Here is a 26,434-nt window from a genome sequence, read left to right on the forward strand (position 1 = left end):
GCAAGCTTGTTCGTCGTCTTGCTTATCATAGCTCCTCCCTCTCAGGAATTAGAGCCTCCGGCAATCCCGGAGCTGCGCTCAAAAGGGGCACCATAATAGACGGCGACCAAAGTGCTTGTATTCGAGTTGTCAGTCTGTGATCTCAGGCGCTGATGCTCCAAATTCCCTCTCCCCATGCCATAGCTGCGATCATTGTTACGATCAGCATGTTCATCGCTTTCGCCCGGGCGAAGCTGTCGACCGAGATCGTTTCCCTGATGACAATCGCGGTGATTGCGGTTGGTCTTTATTTCTTCCCTCTCCCAGACAGTCAGCCGACCGAAGGACTGGCTCTCGCTTTTTCCGGCTTCGGTCATTACGCACTGATTACCATTTGCGCGCTTATGATTATGGGGCGCGGTCTTGTAGTGACCGGTGCGCTGGAACCGGTTGCTCGCGTTCTGGAGCGCGTATTTAAATTCAATCTCCAGCTTGGCCTCTTGCTGTCGCTGGTCATGGCGCTCTGCCTCTCAATGGTTGTCAACGATACGCCGGTTCTGGTGCTGTTGCTGCCAATCTTCGTCAGTCTGGCCGCGCGTGGTGCGATGCCGGCCTCCAAGACGCTCATTCCGCTCAATGCGGCAGTGCTGATTGGTGGGATGGGGACCACGATCGGCACATCAACCAACCTGCTGGTGGTGTCGATTGCGCGCGATCTCGGTATGCCGCATATGAATGTGTTCCATTTTACGCCCATCGTATTGATGGCCGCTCTGGTGGCGCTGCCATATCTATGGCTTGTGATGCCGCGTCTGTTGAGGGATAATCGCGTTGCCGACGTGGCGGAAAAGCGCCGCTTTCATGCGCGCCTTAGGCTCGGTGAAGATAGCATATTGACCGGGCAGGAACTGTCCACTGTCATACGCCGCCTGCCATCCGATCTCGAATTTCACGAAGCGCCGATGGGGCCGCTTCAACCGCAGCAACGACTGGCGATTTCCGGGACTCACGAGGCGCTGGAAGAAGCGATGCGGACTCTGAAAGGGGAGATCGCACCTGCCTGGGTGATCGATCGGATTCGGCAGCAATCCTCTGAGACGGGCTCCGATATCAATGTAGTGGAGGTCAGTGTGACCGCGGATTCGCGGCTTATCGGACGGACATTGCCAAGTTCTGGCGTGGCTGATCTATATGGTGTTGCGGTTTTGGGAATTCACCGCCCGCATACTCTGCTGGGTGAACGCGATCAGTATAGCGAAGGTGGTGACCTGCGGATTTCCGAAGGGGATGTGATGCTGGTGATGGGGCTGCTCCCGGCAATCGAGGAGTTCGCCCGCGCTGATAGCTTGCTCATACTTGCAGGTAAGCTTGAGATGCCTCGCCGGTCGAAAGCGGTTTTGGCGGGGGGCATTATGCTGGGGTCAGTGGGGCTGGCGTCAATTGGCTTGCTGCCCATCGCCATTTCTGCGTTGGCTGGAGCGATCCTGATGTTCGTCACGGGCTGCGTGCGGTTCGACAGGGTGGGGCGGGCGCTGTCGGCCAAAGTGATCGTTCTGGTTGCGGCATCGATCGCGTTGGGGCGACTTGTGCTTGAATCCGGGGCGGCGGACTGGCTGGGGCAAACACTATCGCTTGGCCTGCAGTTTTTGCCGCCAGCCGCGGTGCTCGCGGCAATCATGCTATTCGTTACGGTACTGACGAACTTCGCGTCGAACGCGACTGCAGCCACGGTCGGCACACCGATTGCCTTTAGCATCGCTGAAAAGCTGGGCTTGCCCGCAGAACCATTGATCCTTGCGGTCCTGTTCGGTTGCAACCTTTGTTACGCCACGCCAATCGCGTACCAGACCAATATGCTCATCATGGCTGAAGGCAGTTATGAGTTTCGTGATTACATTCGCACCGGGGTTCCGCTGGTATTGCTGATGGTTACAACACTGTCCGTTTTGCTGGTCAGCACTTACAGCATGTAAGCCGACACAGTGGGTGTATCATTCGCGTTTCAGGCACACTTTTCGACCGAATAAGAGCGATCCACGTTCGACCTGTCGCGCCATACGATTGACGACCGCCGAAGGCTTCCCCTCGACGGCCGTCGCTCCCCCCTCCCGGAAAAGTTAGCAGTATGTGCCCAACCGATGGTGCAAAGCGTTGATCTTGGCCAGCTCCTCCCGATCTTCGATAGTGCGGGCATAAGAAGTGAGCGCAGTCCGCAGCAGTCGGAAATCGGCGGTAGAGAACAACGCGCGCGCGCGTTGCGGTTCGGCGCTGGTGGGACGTTCTTCTGTCATGACGGTCATCCTTTCCTCTCCGGGTTAAGCTGCTGCGAACTGGTTCATAGTGTTGTCTTTGCCGCCAGCCTTGAGGGCTGCTTCACCGGCGAAGTACTCCTTGTGGTCGTCTCCGATATCGGAACCGGCCATATTCTGGTGTTTCACGCAGGCGATACCCTGGCGAATTTCCTCGCGCTGAACCTGTTTGACGTAACCCAGCATGCCATCGTCACCGAAATAGCGTTTGGCGAGGTTGTCGGTGCTCAGCGCTGCCGTGTGATATGTCGGCAGGGTAATGAGGTGATGGAAGATGCCTGCTTCGCGCGCCGCGTCGGCCTGAAACGTGCGGATACGTTCATCGGCTTCAGTGGCGAGATCGCTGCCGTCGTAATCCACGCTCATCAGCTTGGCACGGTCATAGCCCGACACATCTTTGCCTTCGGCTTCCCATGCATCGAACACCTGCTGACGGAAATTGAGCGTCCAGTTAAAGCTGGGCGAGTTATTGTACACCAGCTTGGCGTTCGGGATGACTTCGCGGATGCGGCTGACCATTCCGCCGATCTGGCCGATATGCGGCTTTTCGGTTTCGATCCACAGCAAGTCCGCGCCGTTCTGCAGCGCTGTGATGCAGTCGAGAACGCAGCGGTCTTCGCCTGTTCCCGAACGGAACTGATACAGGTTGCTGGGCAGACGCTTGGGCCGCAGCAGCTTGCCATTGCGCGTGATCAGGACATCGCCATTGCCAATCTGCTCTGCCGCGACTTCGTCGCAGTCGAGGAAGCTGTTGTACTGGTCACCCAGATCGCCTGCTTCGGTGCTGTAGGCAATTTGCTTGGTCAGCCCCGCGCCAAGCGAGTCGGTGCGAGCGACGATGATCCCATCTTCCACGCCCAGTTCGAGGAAGGCGTAGCGAATGGCGCGGATTTTCTGGAGGAAGTCTTCGTGCGGAACAGTGACTTTGCCATCCTGATGGCCGCACTGCTTTTCGTCAGACACCTGATTTTCGATCTGAAGCGCGCAAGCACCGGCTTCGATCATTTTCTTGGCGAGCAGATAAGTCGCTTCTGCATTGCCGAACCCGGCATCGATATCTGCAATGATCGGAACGACATGCGTTTCATGACTTTCGATCGCATGTTCGATCCGCTTGGCTTCGACAGCGTCGCCGCGTTCACGCGCTGCGTCGAGTTCACGGAACAGGCCGCCCAGTTCGCGGGCATCTGCCTGACGAAGAAAGGTGTACAGTTCTTCGATCAGTGCAGGGACCGACGTTTTTTCGTGCATTGACTGGTCGGGCAGGGGGCCGAAATCGCTACGCAGAGCGGCGACCATCCAGCCTGAAAGATACAGGTATCTGCGTTTGGTCGAACCGAAATGCTTTTTGATGGCGACCATCTTCTGTTGACCGATGAACCCGTGCCAGCAGCCAAGCGACTGAGTGTATTGCGCCGGATCGGTATCGTATGCGGCCATATCCTCACGCATGATCTTCGCGGTGTAGCGTGCGATATCCAGCCCGGTGGGGAAGCGGTTCTGCAAGCGCATACGTGCGGCGCTCTCGGCATCGATTGCGTTCCACGGGGCACCTTGGGTGCCAATGGTCTGGCCCAGCTGGTTGATCTCGGTCTGATAGGTCATGGATTTTCTCCAGAGAGGAATTGTGTGATCGGCACCCTGTGTCGCTCTGGTGTGGTCCAATTGATAGAAAGAGTTACAAACTATCTTGTCTTTATGAGCTGATATCGCCAATGATGCATGTAAATATGTAAGGATATTTACAATGGATGGCGCTGCATTGTTCGCTGGCCCGGCTCTGCGTCGCCTGCGTAAGCGGGAGGGTTTAACTCAGGCGGCGATGGCTGCGCGTCTGTCGATATCGCCCAGCTACCTCAATCTGATCGAGCGGAATCAGCGCCCGCTGTCGGGCAGGGTGGTTATCAAGATAGTCGATGAATTCGACTTCGATCCACGCGCTCTGCGAGAGGATGAAGCGATTGGCGGTCTGGATGGGCTGGCCCGGCGAATGTCCGATGAACGGTTTGCGGATCTGGGGATCGATCGCGATGAACTAGCGGAATTTCTCGGTGCCGCACCACAAGCTGCGGCCGCTTTTGCTCGCCTGTATGATTCCGCGATGCCTCAGGACCGCAAGGACGATCCGATTGCTGCGGCCCGTCGTGAGATTGAACGCTGGCGCAATCACTTCGCCGATCTCGATACCGCGGCAGAGGCGCTGGCCGACGATCTACGTCTTTCGCGCGGCGACACTTACGCCGCACTGGCCGAACGTCTGCGTGACCGCCATCAGCTCGCTATCCGAATCCTGCCGCGGGAAGTGATGCCCGACAGCCTTCGGAGGCTCGATCTGCATGCTCGCCAATTACAGATCAACGAGATGCTCGACCCGGCAAGTCGGACATTTCAACTGGCCTATCAGATCGCAACACTAGAGTATCGTGAGGATGTGACCACCCTCGCGGCGGGCGCATCCTTTACGGACGACACGGCACGAACGCTGTATGAACGACATGTCTATGGCTATGTCGCCGCTGCGTTGATCATGCCCTATGGTCGTTTCTTACGTGCCTGTGAGGCGACCGGTTACGACTTCGCGGTGTTGATGAGGCGTTTCGGTGTCGGTTTCGAACAGCTCGCCCATCGGTTGACTACTCTGCAGCGCGTCGGGCAGCGGGGGCTGCCGTTCTTCATGGCAAGGATCGACCGAGCCGGGCAGTTCTCTAAGCGGTTTGCCGGGGCCAGCGGAGCCAGCATTCTGGAGGCAGAAGATAGCTGCCCTCTGTGGGATGTCCATCTGGCGTTCGAGCGGCCGGGAACGTTGTGTGTTCAGCCAGTGATGCTCGACGGGGCCGGGGCGGCCCCTGCTCATTGGCTTACTATGTCGCGTACAGTGGACGGCCGCGGTGCAGCCGGAGCTGCGCGGTTTGCTATTGTCTTGGGCGTTGAGGCCCGTCTGGCAAGCGATCTGACGTTGGCACGGCAGGTTTCTTTACGACCGGACGATGCACAGCCCGTCGGCGCTGGCTGTGCTCGTTGCCACATCGCACAATGCGCTCAGCGATCGCTACCCCCTAACGGCGCGCAACTACGCTTCTCTCCGTTGACGCGCGGTAGCATTCCGTTCGAGTTCGGTGGTTAGATGCATGCATCCGCCGTGCCGGGAACCCCAACGCCGCGCCGCACGTTTTGAGGGCCACTGAAAGGGGATTTTCCATGACAGAAGAACGTATTACGGAAACCGAAGGCCCTGCGGGGGAAACGCATACAACCCATACCATCATCACCGACCGCGAAGAACAGCGGAGGTCCGGTGGAGGCTCGGGGTGGATGATCCTGATGGTTATTGTGATCGTTGCAGTCGCGGGTTTTTTCCTGTTCTCCAACATGAGCAACTCCGAAGTCGCCAAAGACAATGCGGTAGCCGAGGCGGCCAATCAGGTGGGAGATGCGGCGCAGAATGTTGGTGACGCGGTCAAAGATGCGGCCGATCCGGCCAAGTAAACCGTAAGTGCCATCGCAGTGGACTTTTGTTAACCAATCGCTGTAAAATTTACCGACATTTCACCTCTCGGCTTTAGTCGGATGTATGGAATTCCATTCTGACCGGGCCGAGAGATGATCCGATTGTTCAAACATTACATCCCGCATGCGGTCATGCTGTTGGGCTTATTCGATCTGGCGCTGTTGGTGGTGAGCGGCGAATTCGCCTGGTTAATTCGGTCAAGCCAGATCGATACGGACCCCGGCCATATCGTCGATCGTGCCGGAATGCTGACCCTTTTCGCCGGAGTTGTATGGTTGGCGATGATCGCGGTCGGGACATACGGTTCCGATGCGCTGCGTTCGATGCGCTTTGCTTGCGCGCGGTTGCTGGTTGCAGTCAGCCTTGGCATCATCGTTCTGTCGGTCATCGACTTTGCGCTTCCCGGTCACACCTTCTGGCGCTCAACTCTGCTCTACGCGATGTTTATCGCCATCGGCATGTTGGTGTTAAATCGCCTGTTGGTGGGTAGTGTGATCGGTGCCCACGCTTTCCGCCGAAGAGTACTGGTTCTGGGTGCGGGTAAACGTGCCAGGCGTTTGCACGATCTGGCGGAAGATCCGGGCAGTGGATTTGCCATCGCTAGCTTTGTCGCAATGAATGAAGGCACTCAGGTGCTGGACGAGGCGATTCCACGTGCGGCCATTCACGATCTGGGAAAGTTCGTCGAAAATATCGGAGCAAGCGAAGTTGTTCTGGCCCTTGAAGAACGACGCAACTCTTTGCCCTTAAAGGATCTCCTGCGGATAAAAACTATGGGGGTTCACGTCAACGAATTCTCAAGTTTCATCGAGCGTGAGACGGGTCGTGTCGATCTCGATACGCTCAATCCAAGCTGGCTGATTTTCTCTGACGGATTTTCTTCAGGTCGCATGTTGTCGAGCGCCGCGAAGCGGGTGTTCGATGTGTTAGCTAGCGGAATGCTGCTGATACTAACCCTGCCGATCATTGTCCTTTTTGCGTTACTTGTAAAACTTGACAGCAAAGGGCCGGCATTCTTCCGTCAGACCCGTGTGGGCTTGTACGGGCAGCAAATCGAACTCGTCAAATTACGGTCGATGCGGATCGATGCGGAAAAAGATGGCGCCAAATGGGCTGAGAAGGACGATCCCCGGATAACCCGGCTAGGCAAGTTCATCCGTAAAGTTCGCATCGACGAACTGCCTCAGGTGTGGACGGTTTTAAAGGGAGAGATGAGCTTCGTCGGTCCGCGACCTGAAGTGCCGCAATTTGTCGCCGACCTTGATGACAAACTCCCCTATTACGCAGAACGGCACATGGTAAAACCTGGAATAACCGGGTGGGCACAGATCAACTATCCATATGGTGCGTCGGTTGAGGACGCGCGCGCCAAGCTGGAATACGATCTTTACTACGCAAAAAACTATACGCCCTTTCTCGATCTGCTGATCCTGCTGCAGACAGTCCGTGTCGTCCTTTGGCCGGATGGGGCGCGCTGAGATGGTCGGCGATTCAATCTGGGTCTTGATCGGATTTTTTCTAAATCTGCTCGCTGCGGTTGTGTGCGTTGTGGTTTCTGTATGGCTGGCGCGTCGCCGCACCGACACCAGCCGACAGGAAAAGCCTGCAATGATGTTGGCGTTGCTGACGACAAGTGCGTGGTGTGTCACGGCGGCTGCGTTCGGTGGGCAAAGCCATCTCTCTGGCTGGCTTGAGACCGTTCGCAATCTTGCCTGGATATTCCTACTTTATCGGTTGTTCGCCAACGATGGTCGCGATCACAGCCTCACTCCGATCAGGCCCTTGGTGGTTGTGCTGGCGGCGGTTGAATGCATGCAGACTTTGTTGCTGATCGTCGACATTCGTCTTGGCAGCGATTCGCACGCTGGTGCGATTATGTTGTCAGCCTCGTCGCTCCTTCGCCTGTTGGTCGCTGTCGGCGCTCTTGTTCTGACGCATAACTTGTATGCAGGTGCCTCTGCGACCTACCGCCAGACATTGCGGTGGAGCGCCGGCGGGCTGGCAATTCTCTGGGCTTTTCAACTCAACCTGTATGCCGCCGCCTACCTGACCGGCGCTGTCTCTCCAGAACTAACTGCTGTGCAGGGCCTTTTCATTGGGTTGTCTGTGGGGCTGTTTGCCCTTGGAAGCAATGCCCGTGCAGCGCAGTTGCAACTAGCACCTTCGCGTACAGTGGCCTTCCAATCGCTGTCTCTCCTTATCATTGGCGGGTATCTGCTGACGATGCTTGTTGCGGCGCAATCGCTGGAGCTGCTCGGCGAAGGTTTCGCGCGACTGACGCAGGTCGGTTTCGTTTTTTCGGCAATCGCCATGGCCGTTCTCTGGCTTCCTTCAAGACGCTTGAGAGGCTGGTTGCAGGTGAAAGTCCTGAAGCATTTGTTTCAGCATCGGTATGATTATCGCGCGGAGTGGCTGCGTTTCGCTGATACGATCGGCCAGGGAGGTACACGTGCGTTGCCTGAACGCGCATGTCAGGCGCTCGCAGACATTACGGACAGCGACGGGGCTGTGCTGTTCCTTCCTGATGCGAGCGGTGACTATCAATTCGCAGGAAATTGGAATTGGGCGGCCTTCAAGCCGGCCTTATCGGCATTCGATAATGAACTTATTGCAGCCCTGGAGCGGACAGGTTTTATCCTCGAAATCGACGAGATTCGATCAGGCGCAACCAATATGCCTGAAACTTGGCTCGTTCCCCAATGGTTGCTCAGCACAGAACGTGCATGGGTTTTGGTGCCACTGATGCATTTCGAACGACTGGTCGGCCTCGCGCTACTGGCTCGCCCATCAATCGCCCGCAAGCTCGATTGGGAGGATTTCGATCTGCTGAAAGTCGTTGGACGGCAGCTTGCCAGTTACATTGCTGAGCAGGTCGGGCACGAAGCGTTGGCAGAAGTGGAGCGTTTCGATGATTTCAATCGTCGCATAGCTTTCGTGATGCATGACATCAAAAACCTGGCCAGCCAGCTATCATTATTGGCTCGAAATGCAGAAAAACATGCCGACAATCCTGCGTTTCGGGCCGACATGTTAGTGACTCTGACGAGCAGCGCCGGCAAGTTAAACACCCTTCTGGCTCGCCTTGGACGCTATGGCTCCGTGGGAACGACAAAAAAAGAACATGTAGATGTTATGCAGCTAACACGCGCATTAGCGCGGCAGTTCGGCGACCTTCATCCCGTCCAGCTCGCTCAGGAGCAGGGTTGCTGTATTCTGGCCAATCAGGAAGCGCTGGAACAGGCAATGGTACATCTCATCCAGAATGCCGTTGATGCCAGCCCGACGAACGCGCCAGTGATAGTCAGCGTTTTGTCAGACGGATTGAAGGGGCAGGTCGAGATTATCGATTCAGGATCGGGTATGAGCGCGCAATTCATTCGGGATGGCCTCTTCAAGCCATTTGTGTCGTCAAAAGAAGGCGGATTCGGTATCGGGGCATACGAAGCACGTGAGCTGATACGCGCGATGGGCGGTTTGCTGGAAGTTGAATCGCATGAAGGGTTAGGTACGCGCTTCGTGATGACGTTCCCTCTCTCCATAATGCCAGCTTTGACTCCGGCCGGTACTGATGACGGGCGGGAGGTCGCGTGATGGGGCGCCAGAAACCCCCTCTATTGGTAGTCGAAGATGATGAAGGGCTGCAGGCCCAACTCAAATGGGCCTACGAAGATTTCGACGTGATTGTCGCGCAAGACCGAGACAGCGCTTTGGCTGTGCTCCGTTCGGATGAACCAGCAGTCGTGACGCTTGATCTGGGGTTGCCGCCGGATCCGGATGGAACCACCGAAGGTTTGGCTATTTTGGACGCTATTATGGCGTTGAAGCCGGATACAAAAGTGATCGTCGCCAGTGGTCATGGAGCCCGTGAGAGCGCATTGCAGGCTATCGAACGCGGGGCATACGATTTCTATCAGAAACCGGTCGATATCGACTCTCTTGGCCTGATCGTGCGCCGAGCGTTCAACCTTCACACGATTGAGGCAGAAAACCGTCGCCTTGCTGCCCGTGTGAGCGATGGCGCGACTGTGTTGGGCAACCTTATAACAGCCGCGCCTGAGATGGCCAAAGTTGCACGGACAATAGAGCGGGTAGCCAATACCAACGTTTCGGTGATGCTGTTGGGTGCCAGCGGAACGGGAAAGGAGTTGCTGGCTCGCGGATTACACGATGCCAGTGAGCGCAAGGATAAGGCATTTGTGGCAATCAACTGCGCGGCAATTCCCGAAACCTTGTTGGAAGCGGAACTGTTCGGACATGAAAAGGGGGCATTTACCGGCGCGGTCAGGACTACAGAAGGTAAGATCGAACAGGCGCAGGGCGGAACCTTGTTCCTTGATGAAGTGGGGGACATTCCATTGCCTCTCCAGGTCAAATTGCTGCGCTTCCTTCAGGAACGGACAATCGAGCGGATCGGCGGGCGCAAGGCGATTGAAGTCGATACCCGCATTGTTTGCGCGACCCATCAGGATCTCGAGACAATGATTGCAGCGGGGACATTTCGTGAAGATCTGTTTTACCGCCTCGCGGAGATTGTCGTGAAAATTCCGCCACTGGCTGAACGAACCGGTGACGCCGTTTTACTGGCCAAGCATTTCCTGATGCAGTTTGGACGCGAAATGAACCCTGCGATCAAAGGCTTTGCTCCGGATGCGTTGGCGGCGATCGATGCGTGGCATTGGCCCGGTAATGTGCGTGAACTGGAAAATCGCGTGAAACGCGCCGTCATTATGGCTGATGACAAACTCGTCGCAGCGGAGGATCTGGATCTGGATCAGGCAGATGAGGATATGGCAGAAGCCTTAAACCTCAAAATTGCGCGGGAGCGTGCCGATCGAGTTATGATCCGCCATGCGCTGGCCCGCAGCGAAGGGAATATTTCTACCAGCGCTAAGTTACTTGGGATTAGCAGGCCAACTCTGTACGATCTCCTGAAGCAGTATGATCTGCAACCATAAAAGCACGTCGGGTGTTGTCCTGAGTATTGCCCTGATAGTCGCCGGGTGCACCGCGAATCCACCTGAGCCGGATTTGCGGGAGAAAGCGTTGACTGCTCTGAATGACGGCGATGGGGTCGGTGCCGAGCTCGCCTTGCGCGAAGCCCTTGATGAAGGTGCGCCAAAATCATTGCTAGCGCCTTATTTTGGTGAAGCAGAGATTTTGCAGGGCAATCTTCTGGAAGCGCATCAGTGGCTGGATAGCGAGAATTTTGCGCCGGAATCACGGACTCATGGGCTGCACATGCGCGGTCGGCTCGCAATGATGGAAGGAGACCTCGATCTAGCGAACCGCGCCCTTTCTCAAGCAGTGAGGGGCCATCCGCAAGATCCTGAATTGTGGGTCGATCTTGGACGATTGCGCTATCGCGTAGGGAAACAAACAGGTGCCATTGCAGCCTCGAAAGAGGCGCTGCGGATCGGACCAAATAATCCTGCTGCATTGCTTTTCCGTGGGCAACTCGTACGGGACGCGGAGGGGATGGCCGCTGCACTGCCGTTGTTGGAACGAGGGCTGCAGTTTGCGCCTGAGAGCGTTCTTCTATTGTCCGAATATGCGGCAACTCTAGGGGAATTGGGCCGGGCCCAGGAAATGCTCACGGTGCTTCATCGGCTTGCTGTACGTGGTCCGGCCAACCAGCAGATGTTCTTTCTTCAGGCCGTGCTCGCGGCAAGGGCGGGAAACTACGAACTGGCAAGAACTTTGCTTCAACGCAGTGGCGATCTGGATCGTCAGATGCCGGCTGCAATCCTCTTGCTTGGCGCGATCGATCTTGAAAACGGCAACTATGCAAGTGCTGCACAAGGGTTTGACCGGCTATTGCGTATGCAACCTAGCAATCAGCGGGTGCAATTTCTTCTGGCACGATCGCTGAAACTCGGCGGACACAATCGAGAACTGGTTGCTCGATTCGCAGATCACGCGGATGCGCCGTATATGGCGATGATCGTCGGGCGGGCATACGAAGAATTGGGTCAGCGCGAAAAGGCCGCGGAATTTCTTGATCGCGCGAACCGTCCATATGCGATGAGCGTGCGGATATTACCGGCTGATCGCGATGTCTCTGCCGATGATCTGGTCAGTATTACCGACGGCCCGTCAATCGTCTCTCGGATACGGGTATTGTTGGCTGCGGGGCAAGTGGATGGCGCTCGGTCGCAAGCGAATGCGTTTCTCCAGCGGTTTCCGGAATCTTCCGACGCAAAGACGCTCGCGGGCGATGTGGCGCTTGCAGCGGGCGATTATTCTCAGGCGACCAGATTTTACGATAAGGCTGCGGTAGTTCGACGCCCTTGGCCACTAACGATACGTATGGCTTACGCATTGATCGAGCAGGGACGCGAAGCGGATGCTGCAAGGTTGATTGCGGATCATCTTCGGGGGGAGCCAAACAACGCCGAAGCCGCAGCATTGCTGGCGCGATGGAATTACCTGCGTGGGGACATAGTCCATTCGCGGTTATTGCTGAGGTATGCTTTCCAGCAAGGTTTGGCGAACGATCCGCAATTAGGTGATCTGAAAATGAAGCTAGCGCAGCGCCCCTAAACTATCGACAAGTATGTGGTGGCTGGGCACAGGACTTTTCTATGATCCGGCGGGCTTTCTCTCATATCGATCTGATGGTGCGGCTTCTGGTGCTTGCCATTGCGTTGGCGAGCGTTTTGCCTGCGACCGGGCGCGGATATTTGATCGCACAAAGTGTATCGAATGCTGCGATCTTCCTGCTCTTTCTCCTTAACGGTCTGCGTTTGCCACGGACTGAGGTATTGCGAGGCATATCGCATTGGCAATTTCTTTTACCACTGACGGTATGGTGCTTCGGCGCAATGGCTGTCGCCGGAAAAGGATTCGCGAGTGTGGTTGACAGCACTCTTCCACCGACAGTTGCATTAGGGTTGCTCTATCTTGGGGCGCTTCCCTCTACCGTTCAATCCGCCACAGCATATTCGTCGCTCGCTGGGGGGAATGTTGCAAATTCGGTGATTGCTGCAGCGCTGCTCAATATCCTGGGAGTTTTCGTAACTGTTCCGATCATCTCTTTGCTTGGCGGTGGAGCGGGCATCTCGCTCGGCGCGGATGGATTATTGAAAGTGGCCCTAATTCTGGTTCTGCCATTTGCCATTGGCCAGCTCTTGCAGAACCGAGCGAAAGGCTGGATTGTCGCACATCGCGACATCGTCACCTGGATGGATCGCATTTCTATTGCAGTGGCCGTCTATGTCGCGTTTTCGGGCGCTGTGTCGCAAGGCCTGTGGAGCAAAGTTGGGCTAGGCGATTGGGCGGTTTTGCTTGCGGTAGTGACTGGCTTTCTACTTCTGGGTTTTGGCGGATCGTGGCTATGTTCACGATTGTTGGGCCTGAACCGACCGGATCGAATCGCCTTTTTGTTTGCCGGTGCCCACAAAAGCGTGGCTATGGGAGCGCCGCTGGCGGCAGTTCTGTTTCCTCCTGCAGTTGCAGGAATGGTTCTACTGCCGTTGCTGACATATCATCTTCTGCAACTTGTGGTGTCCGCACCGCTGGCTAACGTTCTGGCGCGCGATCCGAATGTCGGTTGAAACGGATCGACCACCACAAGGACAGGCCAATCAGGATCGCTCCGATTAAACCAGTTACTGCTTCCGGGATATGATATCGGGCTGAGGCCAACATAATAACGCCAAGAGCGAGGATGGCCCAGAACGCGCCATGTTCAAGATATCGATACTCGGCCAGAGTTCCTTTCTGAACCAGCATAATTGTCATAGAGCGTACGAACATCGCGCCGATCGACAGACCCAATGCGATGATCACCATATTGTTGGATAGAGCAAACGCACCAATCACTCCATCGAAGCTGAACGAACTGTCGAGCACCTGCAGATAGAGAAACCCCCCAAGACCGGATGCAACGGTCACGCCCCGTAAACGGGCTGCTTCTTCGCGCATTTCCAGCCAGGTGCTGATGCCTTCAACCACAACAAATGCGATAGTCCCGAAAATGCCTGCAATCAGGAAAGTCAGCGCGTCACTATCCGGCAGCAGCAACGAAATGCCAAACATTGTCAGCAGGAGCAGTGCGATCTCGACCGCAGGAATATGAGAGAACCGCGAGAGCCACTCTTCTATCTGGCGAATCCAGTGAATGTCCTTGTCCTTGTCGAAAAAGAACTTTGAGCCAACCAGACACAGGAATGCGCCGCCAAAGCCCGCTATGCCGACATGGGCGCTGGACACGATCCGCTCGTATTCGACCGGCTGACCCAGCGACAGCTTGATTGCATCGACAGGGCCGAGACCTGCCGCAATAGCGACGATTGCCAGCGGAAACGCCACTCGCATACCGAAGACAGCGATCGCCATCCCCCACGTGAGGAAGCGTCTCTGCCAGATTTCATCCATGTCTTCGAGGACGGTCGCATTCACCACTGCGTTATCGAAACTCAGCGAGACCTCGAGGACGGAGAGAACCGCGATGATCCATAGGATCTGAGCGACGCCAGCTACGCTGCCCGTACTTTCCCACCCATACCATGCACCAATTGCCATGCAGACAAAGGTGAAGGCTGCAGAGCCTTTGAAATATCGCATCATTGAGTCAGTTGTCCGAGCGTGATTATGATTTGGGCTGGTAGGTCTGATCTTCGCTGGGGAAAGTCCTGTCACGCACTTCTGCAGCGTATTGAGCGACGGCGGCGGTGATCACCTCGGCCATGTTTTCATAGCGTTTGACGAAGCGTGGTACGCGGTCGAACATGCCGAGCATATCTTCGGTAACCAGTACCTGACCATCGCATTGGTCCGATCCACCGATCCCAATGGTGGGAATCTCAAGGGACTGGCTAAGGGCGATGGCGATTGGTTCGATCACGCCTTCGACCACCACGCCAAAGGCGCCTGCATTCTGCACGGCCTGCCCATCGGCCATGATCTTTGCATGTTCTTCCTGACTGCGGCCACGGGCGCCATAGCCCCCCAGAGCGTTGACCGCTTGAGGAGTCAGGCCGACATGGCCCATAACCGGGATGCCGCGCTGGCACAGGAATGAGATCGTTTCGGCCATTGCTTCGCCGCCTTCCAGCTTGACTGCGGCACAGCCGGTTTCCGCCATGATCTTGCTGGCGTTTTCGAAAGCTTGTTGCGGAGATGCCTCGTACGATCCGAACGGCATATCGACGATCACCACCGAATGATATGATCCGCGTACCACGGCGGCGCCATGGGCGATCATCATGTCGAGGGTTACCTGCAGGGTTGATGGCAGGCCATAGATCACTTGCCCAAGAGAATCCCCGACCAATAAAATGTCGCAGTGTTCATCCAGCAACTGCGCCATGCGCGCTGTGTAAGCGGTCAACATGACAAGCGGTTCTTTGGTTTTGCCGTCAGCCTTACGTGCCTGAATTTTGGGCACAGTCAGGCGCCGCATCGGCTGCGGTGTGGGATTGGCGCGACTGGTCGCGGTGTCGAGCTGGAAAGTAGTGGACATACGAAAGGTTCCTAGCCGGGCAAGATTAGCGGGGGAAGCCTTGAGATTATTTCTTGCCTTGAAGCGGTGCGGCGTTAGCTTTCAGTTCCATGACAGGTGAGGGGCAGGGCGCACCTCCGCTGCTAAGGGGATTCGGATCAATGATCCTAGATCGCATCAAACCGCTGGACGCCATTTTGGCGACGGCGGAAAAGAAATCGCTTAATCGTACTCTTGGTTGGTTCCAGCTGATGCTGTTCGGCATCGGCTGCGTTATCGGCACGGGTATTTTTGTACTTACGTCTGCCGGGGCTCAAAAGGCCGGGCCCGGGCTCATGCTTGCTTTCGCCATTGCGGGCGCGGTGTGTATCGTTGCGGCGCTCTGCTATGCAGAAATTGCCGCAATGGTGCCTGTTGCCGGGTCGGCATATACTTACAGTTACGCGACAATGGGGGAATTCCTCGCGTGGACTGTGGGTTGGGCACTTATCATGGAATATGCCATCGCTGCAGCGGCGGTGTCGGTCGGTTGGTCCGGCTATTTCAGTGGTACCTTCCTGAATGAATTGTTCGGGGTGCAGTTGCCGCCATGGCTGGCAGCAGGTCCGCTTGCGCTTGGGGGCGCGCCAGGTGGTTTGATTAATCTTCCCGCGTTGCTGATTGCATTGCTGGTGACTGGTCTGCTTATTATCGGAACGAGCGAGAGCGCCAAGTTCAACGCCATTCTCGTTGCCATCAAAGTGACTGCGCTGACGGCATTCGTTGCCTTGACGCTGACAAGCCCGCATTTCGATACTGCGCGTTTCAATCCTTTTCTTCCCGCCGGTGTTTTTGGCGGTTGGGGGACTGGCGTAGGTGCGGTTGGGGCCGCTGCGACGATTTTCTTCGCTTATGTCGGCTTCGATGCTGTTTCGACAGCCGCCGAAGAAACCAAAAACCCACAGCGCAACGTGCCGATCGGGCTGGTCGGATCGCTGCTGTTTTGCACGGTGTTCTACATTCTGGTGGCTGCCGGTGCAGTTGGCACGATCGGCGGTCAACCGATTATGGGGCCAGGCGGGGTTCCGTTCCCGGCGGGGTCGGAAGAGCTCGCCCGTCAGTGCGCTATGCCACAACATGCTGGCGCGCTCGTCTGTTCGAACGAGGCGCTGGCTCACGTTCTGAGGGAAATCGGTTTCTCCGGTATCGGCAATATGCTCGGTATCGCAGCTTTCCTCGCGCTACCTTCGGTTATCCTTGTTCTGATTTTCGGCCAGACGCGCATTTTCTTTGTGATGGCGCGTGATGGGTTGCTGCCTGAAAAGCTCAGTTCGGTGCATCCCAAATATAAGACACCGCATGTCGTTACGCTGTTAACTGGCGGTGTAGTCGCTTTGGGAGCTGCGTTTTTCCCGGTAGGTAAGCTGGCCGATATCTCGAATGCCGGAACTCTCTATGCCTTTATGATGGTGGCATTTGCTGTGTTGATCCTGCGTAAGCGTGATCCTCAGCGGCAGCGGGCGTTCCGTGTGCCTGCGGTTTGGGTAGTCGCACCGATCACAATCGTGGGTTGTGTGTTCCTATTCCTCAATCTTCCGATTGATGCGATGTTGTTCCTGCCGGGCTGGGGTGCACTGGGGGTTATTATCTATTTCCTCTACAGCCGTCATAACAGCCATCTGGGCCGCGGTATTGTCGAGGTGGTGGATGATATCGAAGGCGATGAAACATCCATTCCGATCAACCCACCCAAGGGCTAAAATCGGATAGGTCGATAAAGCAAGGGCCGCTCTCCTTACGGGGCGGCCCTTTTCTTTTGGATACTTGGCTGTTGGCTTTAGAGGGTGGTTTCGGTGTGCTTTTCCGCAGCATCTTCTCGGACATCCATGCCCAGAGCCATCTTTGCAGTTGTGAGCAAGCTGAGATCGCCGTTCCAGATTTCCGCATCACCGAGATCCATCCTGAGCATAACCAGATTGGGATCGTCCTTACCTCCGGGAAACCATGCTTCGACGAAGTTCGACCATTGTTTATCGAGCCGGTCACGGCTTGTCTCGACGCTCAGAACTCCGCTGAAGCGGGCGAACAGATCGTGACCTTTCCCAGTGAAGGTACATATTACACGGCCTAACTGAGCGAGATGACTTCCTTTTGAAATGAAGAACCAGATCGCGCTGTCGGCATCTTTATCGAGTTGTGCGGTCATGGGCACTGCTTCGCCCGACATGCTTTCCAGTTCGACAAAGACGAAGGGTGAATCAGCCAGAGCATTCCAGAACTTATGCTTCAATTCTTCGGCGTTTCCAGATTTGTATTTCATGTTGATCTCCTTCCCTCTTTCAACGGACCGGATCAGCAGATCGTTCCTGTGGGGGGGAGGGTGTCGCGAACGTTATCAGATTGAGGCGCAATAAGAACATATGTGTCGTTCTTATGCTCCCCTACCGCTCATGCATTTTCCGAAGCGGAATTATGCCTTCTGGATAGGCAGAAAAAGGGAACCCGCTCGCAACTGTGGTTCTTCGGAAAATATGTTGAAGACGGACCATCTGCTCGCCCGTCAGCCAGAACAAATCACTCATTCTTCAGGCTCCTCACCGCGAGCCTGAATCTCAGCCGACATCGCAAATCAATGGGCTGCTGCCCCTAGGATTCGATGGAATAACCTGCCCCACGCACGGTTCGCACGGGATCTTTGGTGTTTTCCATCTCGATTGCCTTGCGGAGCCGCCGGATGTGCACGTCAACTGTCCGCAACTCGATATCGCTGCCAGTGCCCCAGACCCCGTCGAGCAACTGGTTGCGGCTGAACACCCGGCCGGGATTTTCCATCAGGAATTTGAGCAGACGATATTCGGTCGGGCCAAGCTGTAGCGCGCGACCGCGTCGCTCCACCCGATGGGCCACCGGGTCCAGCATCAGGTCGCCCACGGTGATTGATTCACCCGCCAGAGCAGGGCGGATACGCCGCATTACGGCTGCCACGCGGGCCAAAAGCTCTCGCGGAGAGAATGGCTTAGTCAGGTAATCGTCAGCCCCCGTTTCCAGCCCGCGAATGCGATCGTCTTCCGCTTCGCGCGCGGTCAGCATTATGATGGGAACGTGAGCCGTGGATTTGTCGCGCCTCAGCCGGCGACAGACCTCAATCCCGCTAGTGCCTTCGATCATCCAATCGAGGATGACGAGATCGGGCACCTCTTCTGCTGCCATTTCCAGCGCCTCGTCACCATCGGCGGTGACGCGCACGTCATAGCCTTCGTTGTGGAAGCGGTATTCCAGCAGTTCGGAGAGTGCCTGATCGTCTTCTACAAGCAGTAATTTGGCAGCAGGCATAACAATGTTTCCCTTGTTGCCCCCTTATGGCACTGCCAAAGTTACATTTTCACGACAAGAACGTGTCAATCGCCAGTTTGATGCAAAGGCTCGCCATCGTCGTCCGCCGGATAGGTGCCGGTGGCGGCAAAGTGGACCATTTCGGCCACGTTGGTCGCATGGTCGCCGATACGTTCGATATTGCGGGCTACGAACAGCAGCTGGGCCGATGTGGATATGGTCGCAGGGTTTTCGACCATATGGCTGACGAAATTGCGAAATATCGAATCGTAGAAATTGTCGACTTTGGTATCGGCCACGATTACCTCTCGCGCCAGCCCGGCATCGCGTGCGGCATATGCGGTCAGGACATCGTGGACCATTTCCGCCGCCAGCTCACCCATCGCAGGCAGCAGGGTCAGCGGTTCGAATTTCTTGCGATTGTCGATCTTGCGCGCCGCCTTGGCAATGGCCTTCGAGTAATCGCCGATACGCTCCACCACGCCGGCAATTTTCAGCGCAGCAATCACTTCGCGCAAGTCATCCGCCATCGGCGCGCGCAGAGCGATGATCCGCACGGCGAGCTTGTCTACTTCGGATTCAAGCGCATCGATACGCTTGTCGCCCTTGATAACCTGATCGGCCAGCGCGTCGTCACCTTTGACGAGCGCGTCCATTGCGTTGGTCACGGCGGCTTCGGCCAGACCGCCCATTTCCGCGATCAGCCCGCGCAGACGGGTAATGTCCTCATCAAACGCCTTTACGGTGTGTTCTGCACCCATGTTCATGTTCCTTAGCCGTACCGTCCGGTGATATAATCCTTGGTCCGCTCTTCCAGCGGATTGGTGAATATATCGGTGGTCCGACCGTACTCTACCATTTTGCCGAGGTGGAAAAAGGCTGTTCGCTGGCTGACACGGGCGGCCTGCTGCATCGAGTGCGTCACGATAACAATCGCATAGCGCCCGTGCAGTTCTGCGATCAGTTCTTCGATTTTCGCGGTGGCAATCGGATCGAGTGCCGAACACGGCTCATCCATCAGGATCACTTCGGGATCGACCGCGATGGCGCGGGCGATGCACAGGCGCTGCTGCTGGCCTCCGGAAAGCGCGGTGCCACTGTCGCTCAGCCGATCTTTCACTTCATTCCACAAACCTGCGCGCTGCAACGATTTTTCGACGATGGCATCGAGATCCTGCTTACTTTCGGCAAACCCATGAATGCGAGGGCCGTACGCGACGTTTTCGTAAATCGATTTCGGAAACGGGTTCGGCTTCTGAAACACCATGCCGACACGGGCGCGGAGCTGTACGACATCCATCTTTGATCGATAGATATCTTCCCCGTCGAGCATGATTTCACCTTCCACCCGAGCGGAGGCAATCGTGTCGTTCATCCGATTGAGCGTACGAAGGAAGGTCGATTTTCCGCAACCGGAAGGGCCGATGAACGCAGTGACATATTCCGTGGGAATATCGATCGACACGCCATCGATCGCTTTCTTCTCCCCATAGAACACCGACACATCGCGTGCGCTGATCTTGGCCTTGGTTTCGTCGAGGTTGGGATGGACTACGGTCACCAGGTTTTCTCGAATTTGTTACGAAGATAAATTGCCAGGCCGTTCATCGCCAGCAGGAACAGCAATAGCACGATAATCGCGGCAGATGTCCGTTCCACGAAGCCACGGTCGATTTCGTCGGACCAGAGGAAAATCTGCACCGGCAAAACTGTGGCGGGCGATGTCAGGCCATCGGGCGGCGAGGCGACGAATGCCCGCATGCCGATCATCAGCAGCGGAGCGGTTTCACCCAGTGCGCGGGCCATACCGATGATCGTGCCCGTCAAAATGCCGGGCAGGGCAAGCGGCAGGACATGATGGAACACCACCTGTACCGGCGATGCGCCGACGGCCAGCGCGCCATCGCGAATGCTGGGCGGAACGGCCTTGATCGCGTTGCGCCCGGCGATCACGATCACTGGCATTGTCATCAGAGCCAGCGTCATGCCGCCGATCAACGGGGCTGAGCGCATATCGGGGAAAAGCCACAGGAACACGGCCAGTCCCAGGAGCCCGAAAATGATCGAGGGCACTGCAGCAAGGTTATTGATCGATACTTCGATCAGGTCGGTCCACCAGTTTTTGGGCGCATATTCTTCAAGGTAGAGCGCGGCCAGCACACCGATGGGAAACGCCAGCACCAGCGTTACAATCATCGTCAGTATCGATCCTTTGAGCGCGCCCCAGATACCCACTTCCTGCGGGTCGGTTGCGTCAGAGCGGGTCAGGAACCCACCGTCGAAATGCTGGGCCAGCTTACCTTCGGCGGAAAGCTTAGCGGCGAGCGCCTTTTCCTCTGTCGAACCATCGCCGGAATATGCCTTGGCCAGATCGCCCCCGGCGGGAATCCAGAATGTCTGCTGGCCCTGTGCGCGGGACGGGTCGGCAATAATGGCTTTGCCAACATCCTGCCATGCATTTGGCGAGAGATCGGCTGCTGCGACCGGGCCAAGCGCCTGCTCCGCCGAAAACTCTACCAGTTCCGGCAGGCCTTGCGCGCGCAGCAGTTCCATCGCGCCAGGTTGGTTGAGCATTTCAGGTGTCGCGGAAATGCCAACTGCAGCAAAATCGACCGGCACCTGAACTTCGGCGCGTTTGAACCCGCCAATACCGTTACCAACCATCGTAACCAGCAGGATCAGCAGCATGGCAACGGAGAACAGGATCGCTCCCAGACCCATTGCCTTGAACCGTTTTTCCGCACGGTAACGCCGTTTCAGGCGCGCTTCAAACGCGACCGAACGGGTGGGGCCGAGGGCTGGCTGTGCCGCGGCACTGTCGGTGAGAGATGTATCACTCATAAGCTTCGCGGAACCGTTTTACGACGCGCAGTGCGATGATGTTCAGCGCCAGTGTCACGAGGAACAGAACGAACCCTAGCGCAAACGCACTCAGGGTCGCCGGGTGATCGAAACTGCCTTCGCCAGTGAGCATGGCAACGATCTGATATGTAACCGTAGTCATCGTTTCCAGCGGGTTTACTGTCAGGTTGGCAGTCGCACCCGCTGCCATAACCACGATCATCGTTTCGCCAATCGCGCGGCTGATCGCCAGCATGACCCCGCCAACGATACCGGGCAGCGCAGCGGGAACCAGCACCTTGCGGATCGTTTCGGATTTGGTGGCGCCCATCGCGAGACTGCCGTCGCGCATTGCCTGCGGAACCGCGGCGATGGAATCGTCTGCCATTGAAGACACGAACGGAATAATCATCACGCCCATCACAAGGCCTGCGGCAAGCGCGCTTTCCGAGCTGGCGTTAGTAATGCCGACGGCCTGCGCCACATCGCGGATCCACGGCGCCACCGTCAGCGCAGCAAAATATCCGTAAACGACCGTGGGAACACCGGCGAGAATTTCGAGCAGTGGCTTCAGCCATTTGCGCCATGTCGGATGGGCATACTGCGTAAGGTAGATCGCGCTCATCAGGCCAAGCGGGATGGCAACGATCATAGCAATGATCGCTCCGATGAAAATCGTGCCCCAGAATAGCGGCAGAGCGCCATACCGGGTCGGATCGGGGTTAGCGGCATTCGCCATTGGGTCCGGCCCCCAATGAAGCCCGAACAGGAAATCAATCGGAGAGACCATGCCAAAGAAGCGCACAGTTTCGAACACGAGGCTGGCGACGATGCCAAGCGTAGTTAGAATGGCGACCAGCGATGCCAGCAACAGCATCGCCATGACAATCCGTTCCACCTTGGTGCGGGCAGCAAAGTCAGGCTTCACTTTCAGGAATGCCCACGTTCCGCCGGCAAACCCGATCAGTAATGTCCCGATGGCGCCGATCCAGAGATATTCGGCCAATGCATTGCGGAACGGCTCAATCAGCGGTTGAGCAGCGGGATTGTAGACCGCAGCCGCCGCGCCGGTCGCGACATTCCGCGCCTCTGCCAGCAGGGCGTTACGCTGAAAATCGAAGGCAGGCAGATTGGCCGCGGCCGGATTGGCCAGCACAGATTGCAGAACGAGGCCGGGTTCGATTGCGCTCCAGATCATGATAAAGATCAGCACCGGCACGACGATCCACAACGCGACGTACCAGCCATGATAGCTGGGCAAGGCAGCTAGCCGTTCCGTTCCGGAACGGCGAAAGCTCCATGCGCGGGCGCGTGCAGCCAGCCATCCGGCTAGCCCGAGGCCGATTGCAAGCAATAACAGGACAGCCATAGACATCAGGCAAACGGGTCCGTTTGGAGGAGTATATCGCGGCGCAAATACTCTCCCGCCGCACGGTCGAGCGGGCCAATGCGTAATTTTTGTGACACTTTCATGACGTTTTTGTCTGCCTGTGTTTCAGCGGACCGGTATGTTCCAAGGGTGGCGCTTCCTCCGTCAGAGGAATACGCACAGTCACAGTGGTGCCCTGTCCGACTTTACTGGCAATGTCGAGACGCCCGCGATGCCGCTCAACAATATGTTTGACGATTGCGAGGCCAAGCCCGGTTCCACCCGATGCCCGGCTGCGGCTTGGGTCGGTGCGATAAAACCGGCGAGTGAGATGGGGTAAATGTTCGGCGGCGATCCCTTCGCCGCGATCTGTCACAGTCAGCCGCGCTTCGTGATTGGGGGTGCGGTCAAGAATGACCTGTACGATTTCGTCCACAGCGCCATATTTCAGGGCATTGTCCACCAGATTGCGGACAAGCTGTTCGAGTTGATGCTGCTCGCCTTTGATAGCGATATTGGGCGCGCATTCGAGAGTGAGGCGTTCGGCCCGATCCGGCCCTGCTGCATCGCGCGCGGCGCGTTCGACCAGCGCAGAGAATGCAATCAAAGCGGCAGGCTGATCGTGCTTTTCCGCTTCCACCCGCGAAAGCGACATCAGGTCTTCCACCAGATGCTGCAACCTGCGTGCTTCGCGCAGAATTGTGTCGTAAAATCGCGTAGTCGTAGCTTTGTCCGCGCCGCCATCGGCCAGAGTTTCTACATAGCCGATGATCGATGCCAGCGGAGTGCGGAGCTCGTGGCTGGCATTGGCGACGAAATCGGTGTGCGCCCGGCTGATGTCAGCCTCTGCCGTACGATTGATCAGTTCGATCATCGCGATTTCGCCATCCATCGGGTGGCGGCTGATGCGCCAGATGTCGCGCCGTCGGGCAAGGCCGCGGACTGACGTTGTCCCCCCTTCGTCACGGTCGATCAGGGCAATCGCTTCTGGTTGGCGGAGGGCGACACGAACATCTTGCCCCAGAATATGCGCCCCGAACACATCGCGGGCCGCTTCGTTGGCGATAATGACGCGATTCCGCTCTGTCATCATAAGCGGGGTGCCCGAATGCTCGATCATTTCGCCGAGCTTTTCACGGCTGAAGGTGCCGGAAACCTGCCGCGGTGGAGGTGGCGGTGGCCGATCGCTGGCCAACCACAATGATCCAAGCCACAGCAGGAGTAAGGCACCGCCAAGCCACGGCGTTACACCGCCGATAACGACAAGCAACGTGCCGACTAGTGCCAGAACGAATCCGGGCCAGGGGATGGGGCGTTCCTGCCTCATGCTTCGCGCGCTTAGCTATGCCTCTCTGCAAGCGCCAGTGCCTGCATGATGTTTTTCACTCTGGCAGCTATCGATGTCAGTATTGTTGCGTAGTCGTCAGACTGCGATTGGGTGCGATTCGGTTCGCTCGATACGATCCGGTTACCTACCTCCGACGTGACTTCGCACGGGAAGCGCATCGCGGCTGCGGGATGTGTAGAAATGAAGAGAGAGAGAGAGAGAGAGAGAGAGAGGAAACTATTGCCACCATGGTGGTGACCCCAACGGGAATCGAACCCGTGTTTCAGCCGTGAAAGGGCCGCGTCCTAACCGCTAGACGATGGGGCCGCGCCTGTGTGCAGGGCGCTGCTTCCGGTGGTGACCCCAACGGGAATCGAACCCGTGTTTCAGCCGTGAAAGGGCCGCGTCCTAACCGCTAGACGATGGGGCCACGTCCGGAAGCGTGGCGGCGCACTTACGGGGGCATTGTGATGCGGTCAAGCCTGACGCGACGCTATTTTTCGTGAAAGTGCAATTCACCGATCAATCCGCCCATGCTGCATCCTCCAGATGAAGCTCTGCCGCAGGGTGAGTGCCCCAGTCGTCGATCTTCGCGCGCCCGGCCAGCCATAGTCGTCGTCCACGCGAACCGTGAAGGAGGGCCTGCCCCATAGGCGTTTCCGCTGCACGGAAGGCAATGGCCTTGAAACTGCGCCCGTCCTGACCTGCCGCGATCAAACGAACATGATCGTTGCCGACAACATCGCATTTTATCAGGCGCACGGGGCCGACCGCCAGTTTCGGGCCAGGCCAGCCAACACCGAACGGCCCGGCACTGTCGAGTGTTTCGATCAAGTCGGGGGTCAGGCCGCCGGGAGCCAGCGCAAGATCGAGTTGCAGAACTTCGTTTTCCTTCGCCTGAGCTACCGCACGTGAAAGACGCGCATCGAGCCATTCGGCCAATGCATCGACTTTGTCGGCTTCGATCGTCAGACCAGCGGCCATAGCATGGCCACCGCCCGCCACCAGCAGGCCGCTTTCCCGCGCCGCAATGATCGCGGCCCCCAGATCGACCCCGGTTATCGAACGCCCCGATCCTTTGCCGGTATCACCATCGAGCGCGATCACCAGTGCGGGCTTGCCAGTCTTCTCTTTCACGCGCCCGGCAACGATCCCTATCACGCCCGGATGCCAACCCCGCCCTGCAAGGACGAGTACGGCGCGGTTATGCTGGCTGTCGATTTGTAGTTCGGCCTCCGCCTGCACCTCCGCTTCGATTGCGCGACGCTCTTCATTCAGAACCGATAGCTGAGCGGCAATGGTGTCGGCTTCATCGGGGTCGTCGGTGGTGAGCAGGCGCACCCCCAGTGTTGATTCACCCACGCGTCCGCCTGCGTTGATACGCGGACCTAGTGCAAAGCCCAGATCGCTGCATTGGGGGCTGCGCTTCAGGCGACTGGCGTCGATCAGAGCGGCCATGCCGGTATTCGCCCGGCGCGCCATGACTTTCAGCCCTTGCGCTACGAATGCCCGGTTAAGCCCCCTGATCTGTGCAACATCAGCCACTGTGCCCAGCGCCACCAGATCGAGCAGCCCCATCAGGTCCGGCTCCTTACGGTCGGCAAAGTACCCGCGCTGGCGCAAAGTCCGCACCAACGCTACGGCTAGCAGGAACGCCACCCCGACAGCGGCCAGATGACCATGCGCGGCGCCTTCATCGCTTTCGTCCAGCCGGTTGGGGTTCACCAGTGCCAGCGCGCATGGCAGTTCCGCAGAGCATTTGTGGTGATCGACCACGATGACATCCACACCTGCCTTGCGCGCCTGCTCCAGCGCATCGAACGCCATTGCGCCGCAATCGACTGTGACGATTAGGCTCGAACCTTCCTCTGCAAGACGGACCAATGCCTCGCCGCTCGGCCCGTATCCTTCGAGCAGGCGGTCAGGGATGTAATAGTGCGCCTCGTGCCCCAACATGCGTAGCAAACGCACCAGCAGCGCTGCGCTGGTCGCGCCATCTACATCGTAATCGCCATATATCGTGACGGTTTCGTCAGCGAGAATTGCCTGAGCAATCCGTTCCGCCGCATTGTCCATGTCGCGGAAAGTGGATGGATCGGGCAGGAATTCGCGCAGGGTTGGGTTGCGATGCCTTGTCAGATCGTCGCGAGCGACACCGCGAGAGAGCAGCAACTGAGTGACAATGTCATCCATTGCACCAGATGGGTCACTCAATTCCATATTTCCGCCGCGCCATTGCCATGTGCGCCCGGCAAGCGAATGAGTGACACCGAAAACAGGGGAAAGCGATCTGGAAGCCATGGCGCTGCCATAGCTGTGTAGGGGCATCCTCGCAAAGCTCTCTCGA

At 57.1% G+C, this 26,434-nt stretch carries 21 protein-coding genes and 2 tRNA genes; 9 read left to right on the forward strand and 14 right to left on the reverse strand.

The window, feature by feature from the left end; translation table 11 throughout:
• Positions 1 to 152 precede the first annotated feature (152 nt).
• The gene (locus tag CV013_RS04180) at positions 153 to 1,952 is read left to right on the forward strand and encodes an SLC13 family permease (protein ID WP_102154021.1); all 1,800 of its coding nucleotides are present in this window, start codon (positions 153 to 155) and stop codon (positions 1,950 to 1,952) included.
• Positions 1,953 to 2,096: 144 nt separating this feature from the next.
• On the opposite strand, the gene CV013_RS15635 is transcribed toward CV013_RS04180, so the two are convergent.
• Both CV013_RS15635 and CV013_RS04190 read right to left on the reverse strand, forming a co-directional pair.
• Entirely contained in the window at positions 2,097 to 2,270 is a 174-nt protein-coding gene (locus CV013_RS15635) for a hypothetical protein (RefSeq protein ID WP_165859689.1), read from the reverse strand.
• Between the two features lie 24 nt (positions 2,271 to 2,294).
• Positions 2,295 to 3,893, reverse strand: coding sequence for an isocitrate lyase (locus CV013_RS04190; protein ID WP_102154023.1), 1,599 nt, complete (start codon positions 3,891 to 3,893; stop codon positions 2,295 to 2,297).
• Between the two features lie 142 nt (positions 3,894 to 4,035).
• On the opposite strand from CV013_RS04190, the gene CV013_RS04195 reads away from it, so the two are divergent.
• From CV013_RS04195 to CV013_RS04225, 7 genes are all read left to right on the forward strand, one after another.
• Complete coding sequence (locus CV013_RS04195) at positions 4,036 to 5,412, forward strand: helix-turn-helix domain-containing protein (RefSeq protein WP_102154024.1); 1,377 nt, start codon at positions 4,036 to 4,038, stop codon at positions 5,410 to 5,412.
• Positions 5,413 to 5,486: 74 nt separating this feature from the next.
• Complete coding sequence (locus tag CV013_RS04200) at positions 5,487 to 5,774, forward strand: hypothetical protein (protein WP_190276527.1); 288 nt, start codon at positions 5,487 to 5,489, stop codon at positions 5,772 to 5,774.
• Between the two features lie 114 nt (positions 5,775 to 5,888).
• Positions 5,889 to 7,274 (forward strand): TIGR03013 family XrtA/PEP-CTERM system glycosyltransferase, encoded by a 1,386-nt coding sequence (locus CV013_RS04205; protein WP_102154025.1) that lies wholly within the window; start codon positions 5,889 to 5,891, stop codon positions 7,272 to 7,274.
• Position 7,275: 1 nt separating this feature from the next.
• Complete coding sequence (prsK, locus tag CV013_RS04210; RefSeq protein ID WP_102154529.1) at positions 7,276 to 9,387, forward strand: XrtA/PEP-CTERM system histidine kinase PrsK; 2,112 nt, start codon at positions 7,276 to 7,278, stop codon at positions 9,385 to 9,387.
• Complete coding sequence (gene prsR / locus CV013_RS04215) at positions 9,387 to 10,751, forward strand: PEP-CTERM-box response regulator transcription factor (protein WP_102154026.1); 1,365 nt, start codon at positions 9,387 to 9,389, stop codon at positions 10,749 to 10,751. The genes prsK and prsR overlap by 1 nt, the downstream gene beginning before the upstream one ends.
• Before the next feature lie 88 nt (positions 10,752 to 10,839).
• Positions 10,840 to 12,336: a tetratricopeptide repeat protein gene (locus CV013_RS04220; RefSeq protein WP_190276526.1), complete on the forward strand. Its 1,497-nt coding sequence runs from the start codon at positions 10,840 to 10,842 to the stop codon at positions 12,334 to 12,336.
• A gap of 74 nt (positions 12,337 to 12,410) precedes the next feature.
• The gene (locus tag CV013_RS04225) at positions 12,411 to 13,349 is read left to right on the forward strand and encodes a bile acid:sodium symporter family protein (RefSeq protein ID WP_232806560.1); all 939 of its coding nucleotides are present in this window, start codon (positions 12,411 to 12,413) and stop codon (positions 13,347 to 13,349) included.
• On the opposite strand, the gene CV013_RS04230 is transcribed toward CV013_RS04225, so the two are convergent.
• On the reverse strand, positions 13,315 to 14,364 hold the full coding sequence (locus CV013_RS04230; RefSeq protein ID WP_102154029.1) for a DUF475 domain-containing protein: 1,050 nt from the start codon (positions 14,362 to 14,364) through the stop codon (positions 13,315 to 13,317). The two genes, CV013_RS04225 and CV013_RS04230, sit on opposite strands and share 35 nt — an antisense overlap.
• A gap of 22 nt (positions 14,365 to 14,386) precedes the next feature.
• Positions 14,387 to 15,259 carry a 3-methyl-2-oxobutanoate hydroxymethyltransferase gene (gene panB / locus CV013_RS04235; protein WP_102154030.1) on the reverse strand — a complete coding sequence of 291 codons (873 nt, stop codon included), beginning with the start codon at positions 15,257 to 15,259 and terminating at the stop codon, positions 14,387 to 14,389.
• 140 nt (positions 15,260 to 15,399) lie between these two features.
• On the opposite strand from panB, the gene CV013_RS04240 reads away from it, so the two are divergent.
• Positions 15,400 to 16,977, forward strand: coding sequence for an amino acid permease (locus CV013_RS04240; protein WP_102154031.1), 1,578 nt, complete (start codon positions 15,400 to 15,402; stop codon positions 16,975 to 16,977).
• Between the two features lie 77 nt (positions 16,978 to 17,054).
• Here CV013_RS04240 and CV013_RS04245 read toward each other — a convergent pair whose 3' ends face one another.
• The 10 genes from CV013_RS04245 to recJ all read right to left on the reverse strand — a co-directional run bounded on the left by CV013_RS04245 (position 17,055) and on the right by recJ (position 26,388).
• Positions 17,055 to 17,537, reverse strand: a complete 483-nt coding sequence (locus CV013_RS04245; RefSeq protein WP_102154032.1) for a pyridoxamine 5'-phosphate oxidase family protein — start codon at positions 17,535 to 17,537, stop codon at positions 17,055 to 17,057.
• Between the two features lie 326 nt (positions 17,538 to 17,863).
• A complete protein-coding gene (phoB, locus tag CV013_RS04250) occupies positions 17,864 to 18,550 on the reverse strand; it encodes a phosphate regulon transcriptional regulator PhoB (protein ID WP_102154033.1) in 687 nt (228 codons plus the stop codon).
• Between the two features lie 65 nt (positions 18,551 to 18,615).
• Entirely contained in the window at positions 18,616 to 19,311 is a 696-nt protein-coding gene (phoU, locus tag CV013_RS04255; RefSeq protein ID WP_102154034.1) for a phosphate signaling complex protein PhoU, read from the reverse strand.
• Positions 19,312 to 19,322: 11 nt separating this feature from the next.
• Positions 19,323 to 20,111, reverse strand: a complete 789-nt coding sequence (gene pstB, locus CV013_RS04260; protein ID WP_102154035.1) for a phosphate ABC transporter ATP-binding protein PstB — start codon at positions 20,109 to 20,111, stop codon at positions 19,323 to 19,325.
• A complete protein-coding gene (gene pstA, locus CV013_RS04265; RefSeq protein WP_102154036.1) occupies positions 20,108 to 21,391 on the reverse strand; it encodes a phosphate ABC transporter permease PstA in 1,284 nt (427 codons plus the stop codon). Before pstA ends, pstB begins: the two co-directional genes overlap by 4 nt.
• Positions 21,384 to 22,766, reverse strand: coding sequence for a phosphate ABC transporter permease subunit PstC (pstC, locus tag CV013_RS04270; protein WP_102154037.1), 1,383 nt, complete (start codon positions 22,764 to 22,766; stop codon positions 21,384 to 21,386). The genes pstA and pstC overlap by 8 nt, the downstream gene beginning before the upstream one ends.
• A 94-nt stretch (positions 22,767 to 22,860) precedes the next feature.
• A complete protein-coding gene (locus CV013_RS04275; RefSeq protein WP_102154038.1) occupies positions 22,861 to 24,087 on the reverse strand; it encodes an ATP-binding protein in 1,227 nt (408 codons plus the stop codon).
• 252 nt (positions 24,088 to 24,339) lie between these two features.
• Positions 24,340 to 24,414: transfer RNA gene (locus CV013_RS04280), tRNA-Glu, on the reverse strand.
• Between the two features lie 28 nt (positions 24,415 to 24,442).
• Positions 24,443 to 24,517: transfer RNA gene (locus tag CV013_RS04285), tRNA-Glu, on the reverse strand.
• Between the two features lie 92 nt (positions 24,518 to 24,609).
• Positions 24,610 to 26,388, reverse strand: coding sequence for a single-stranded-DNA-specific exonuclease RecJ (gene recJ / locus CV013_RS04290; protein WP_102154039.1), 1,779 nt, complete (start codon positions 26,386 to 26,388; stop codon positions 24,610 to 24,612).
• Positions 26,389 to 26,434: the final 46 nt, after the last annotated feature.

Source organism: Tsuneonella flava, from assembly GCF_002870965.1.
Classification (GTDB): Bacteria; Pseudomonadota; Alphaproteobacteria; order Sphingomonadales; family Sphingomonadaceae; genus Tsuneonella; species Tsuneonella flava.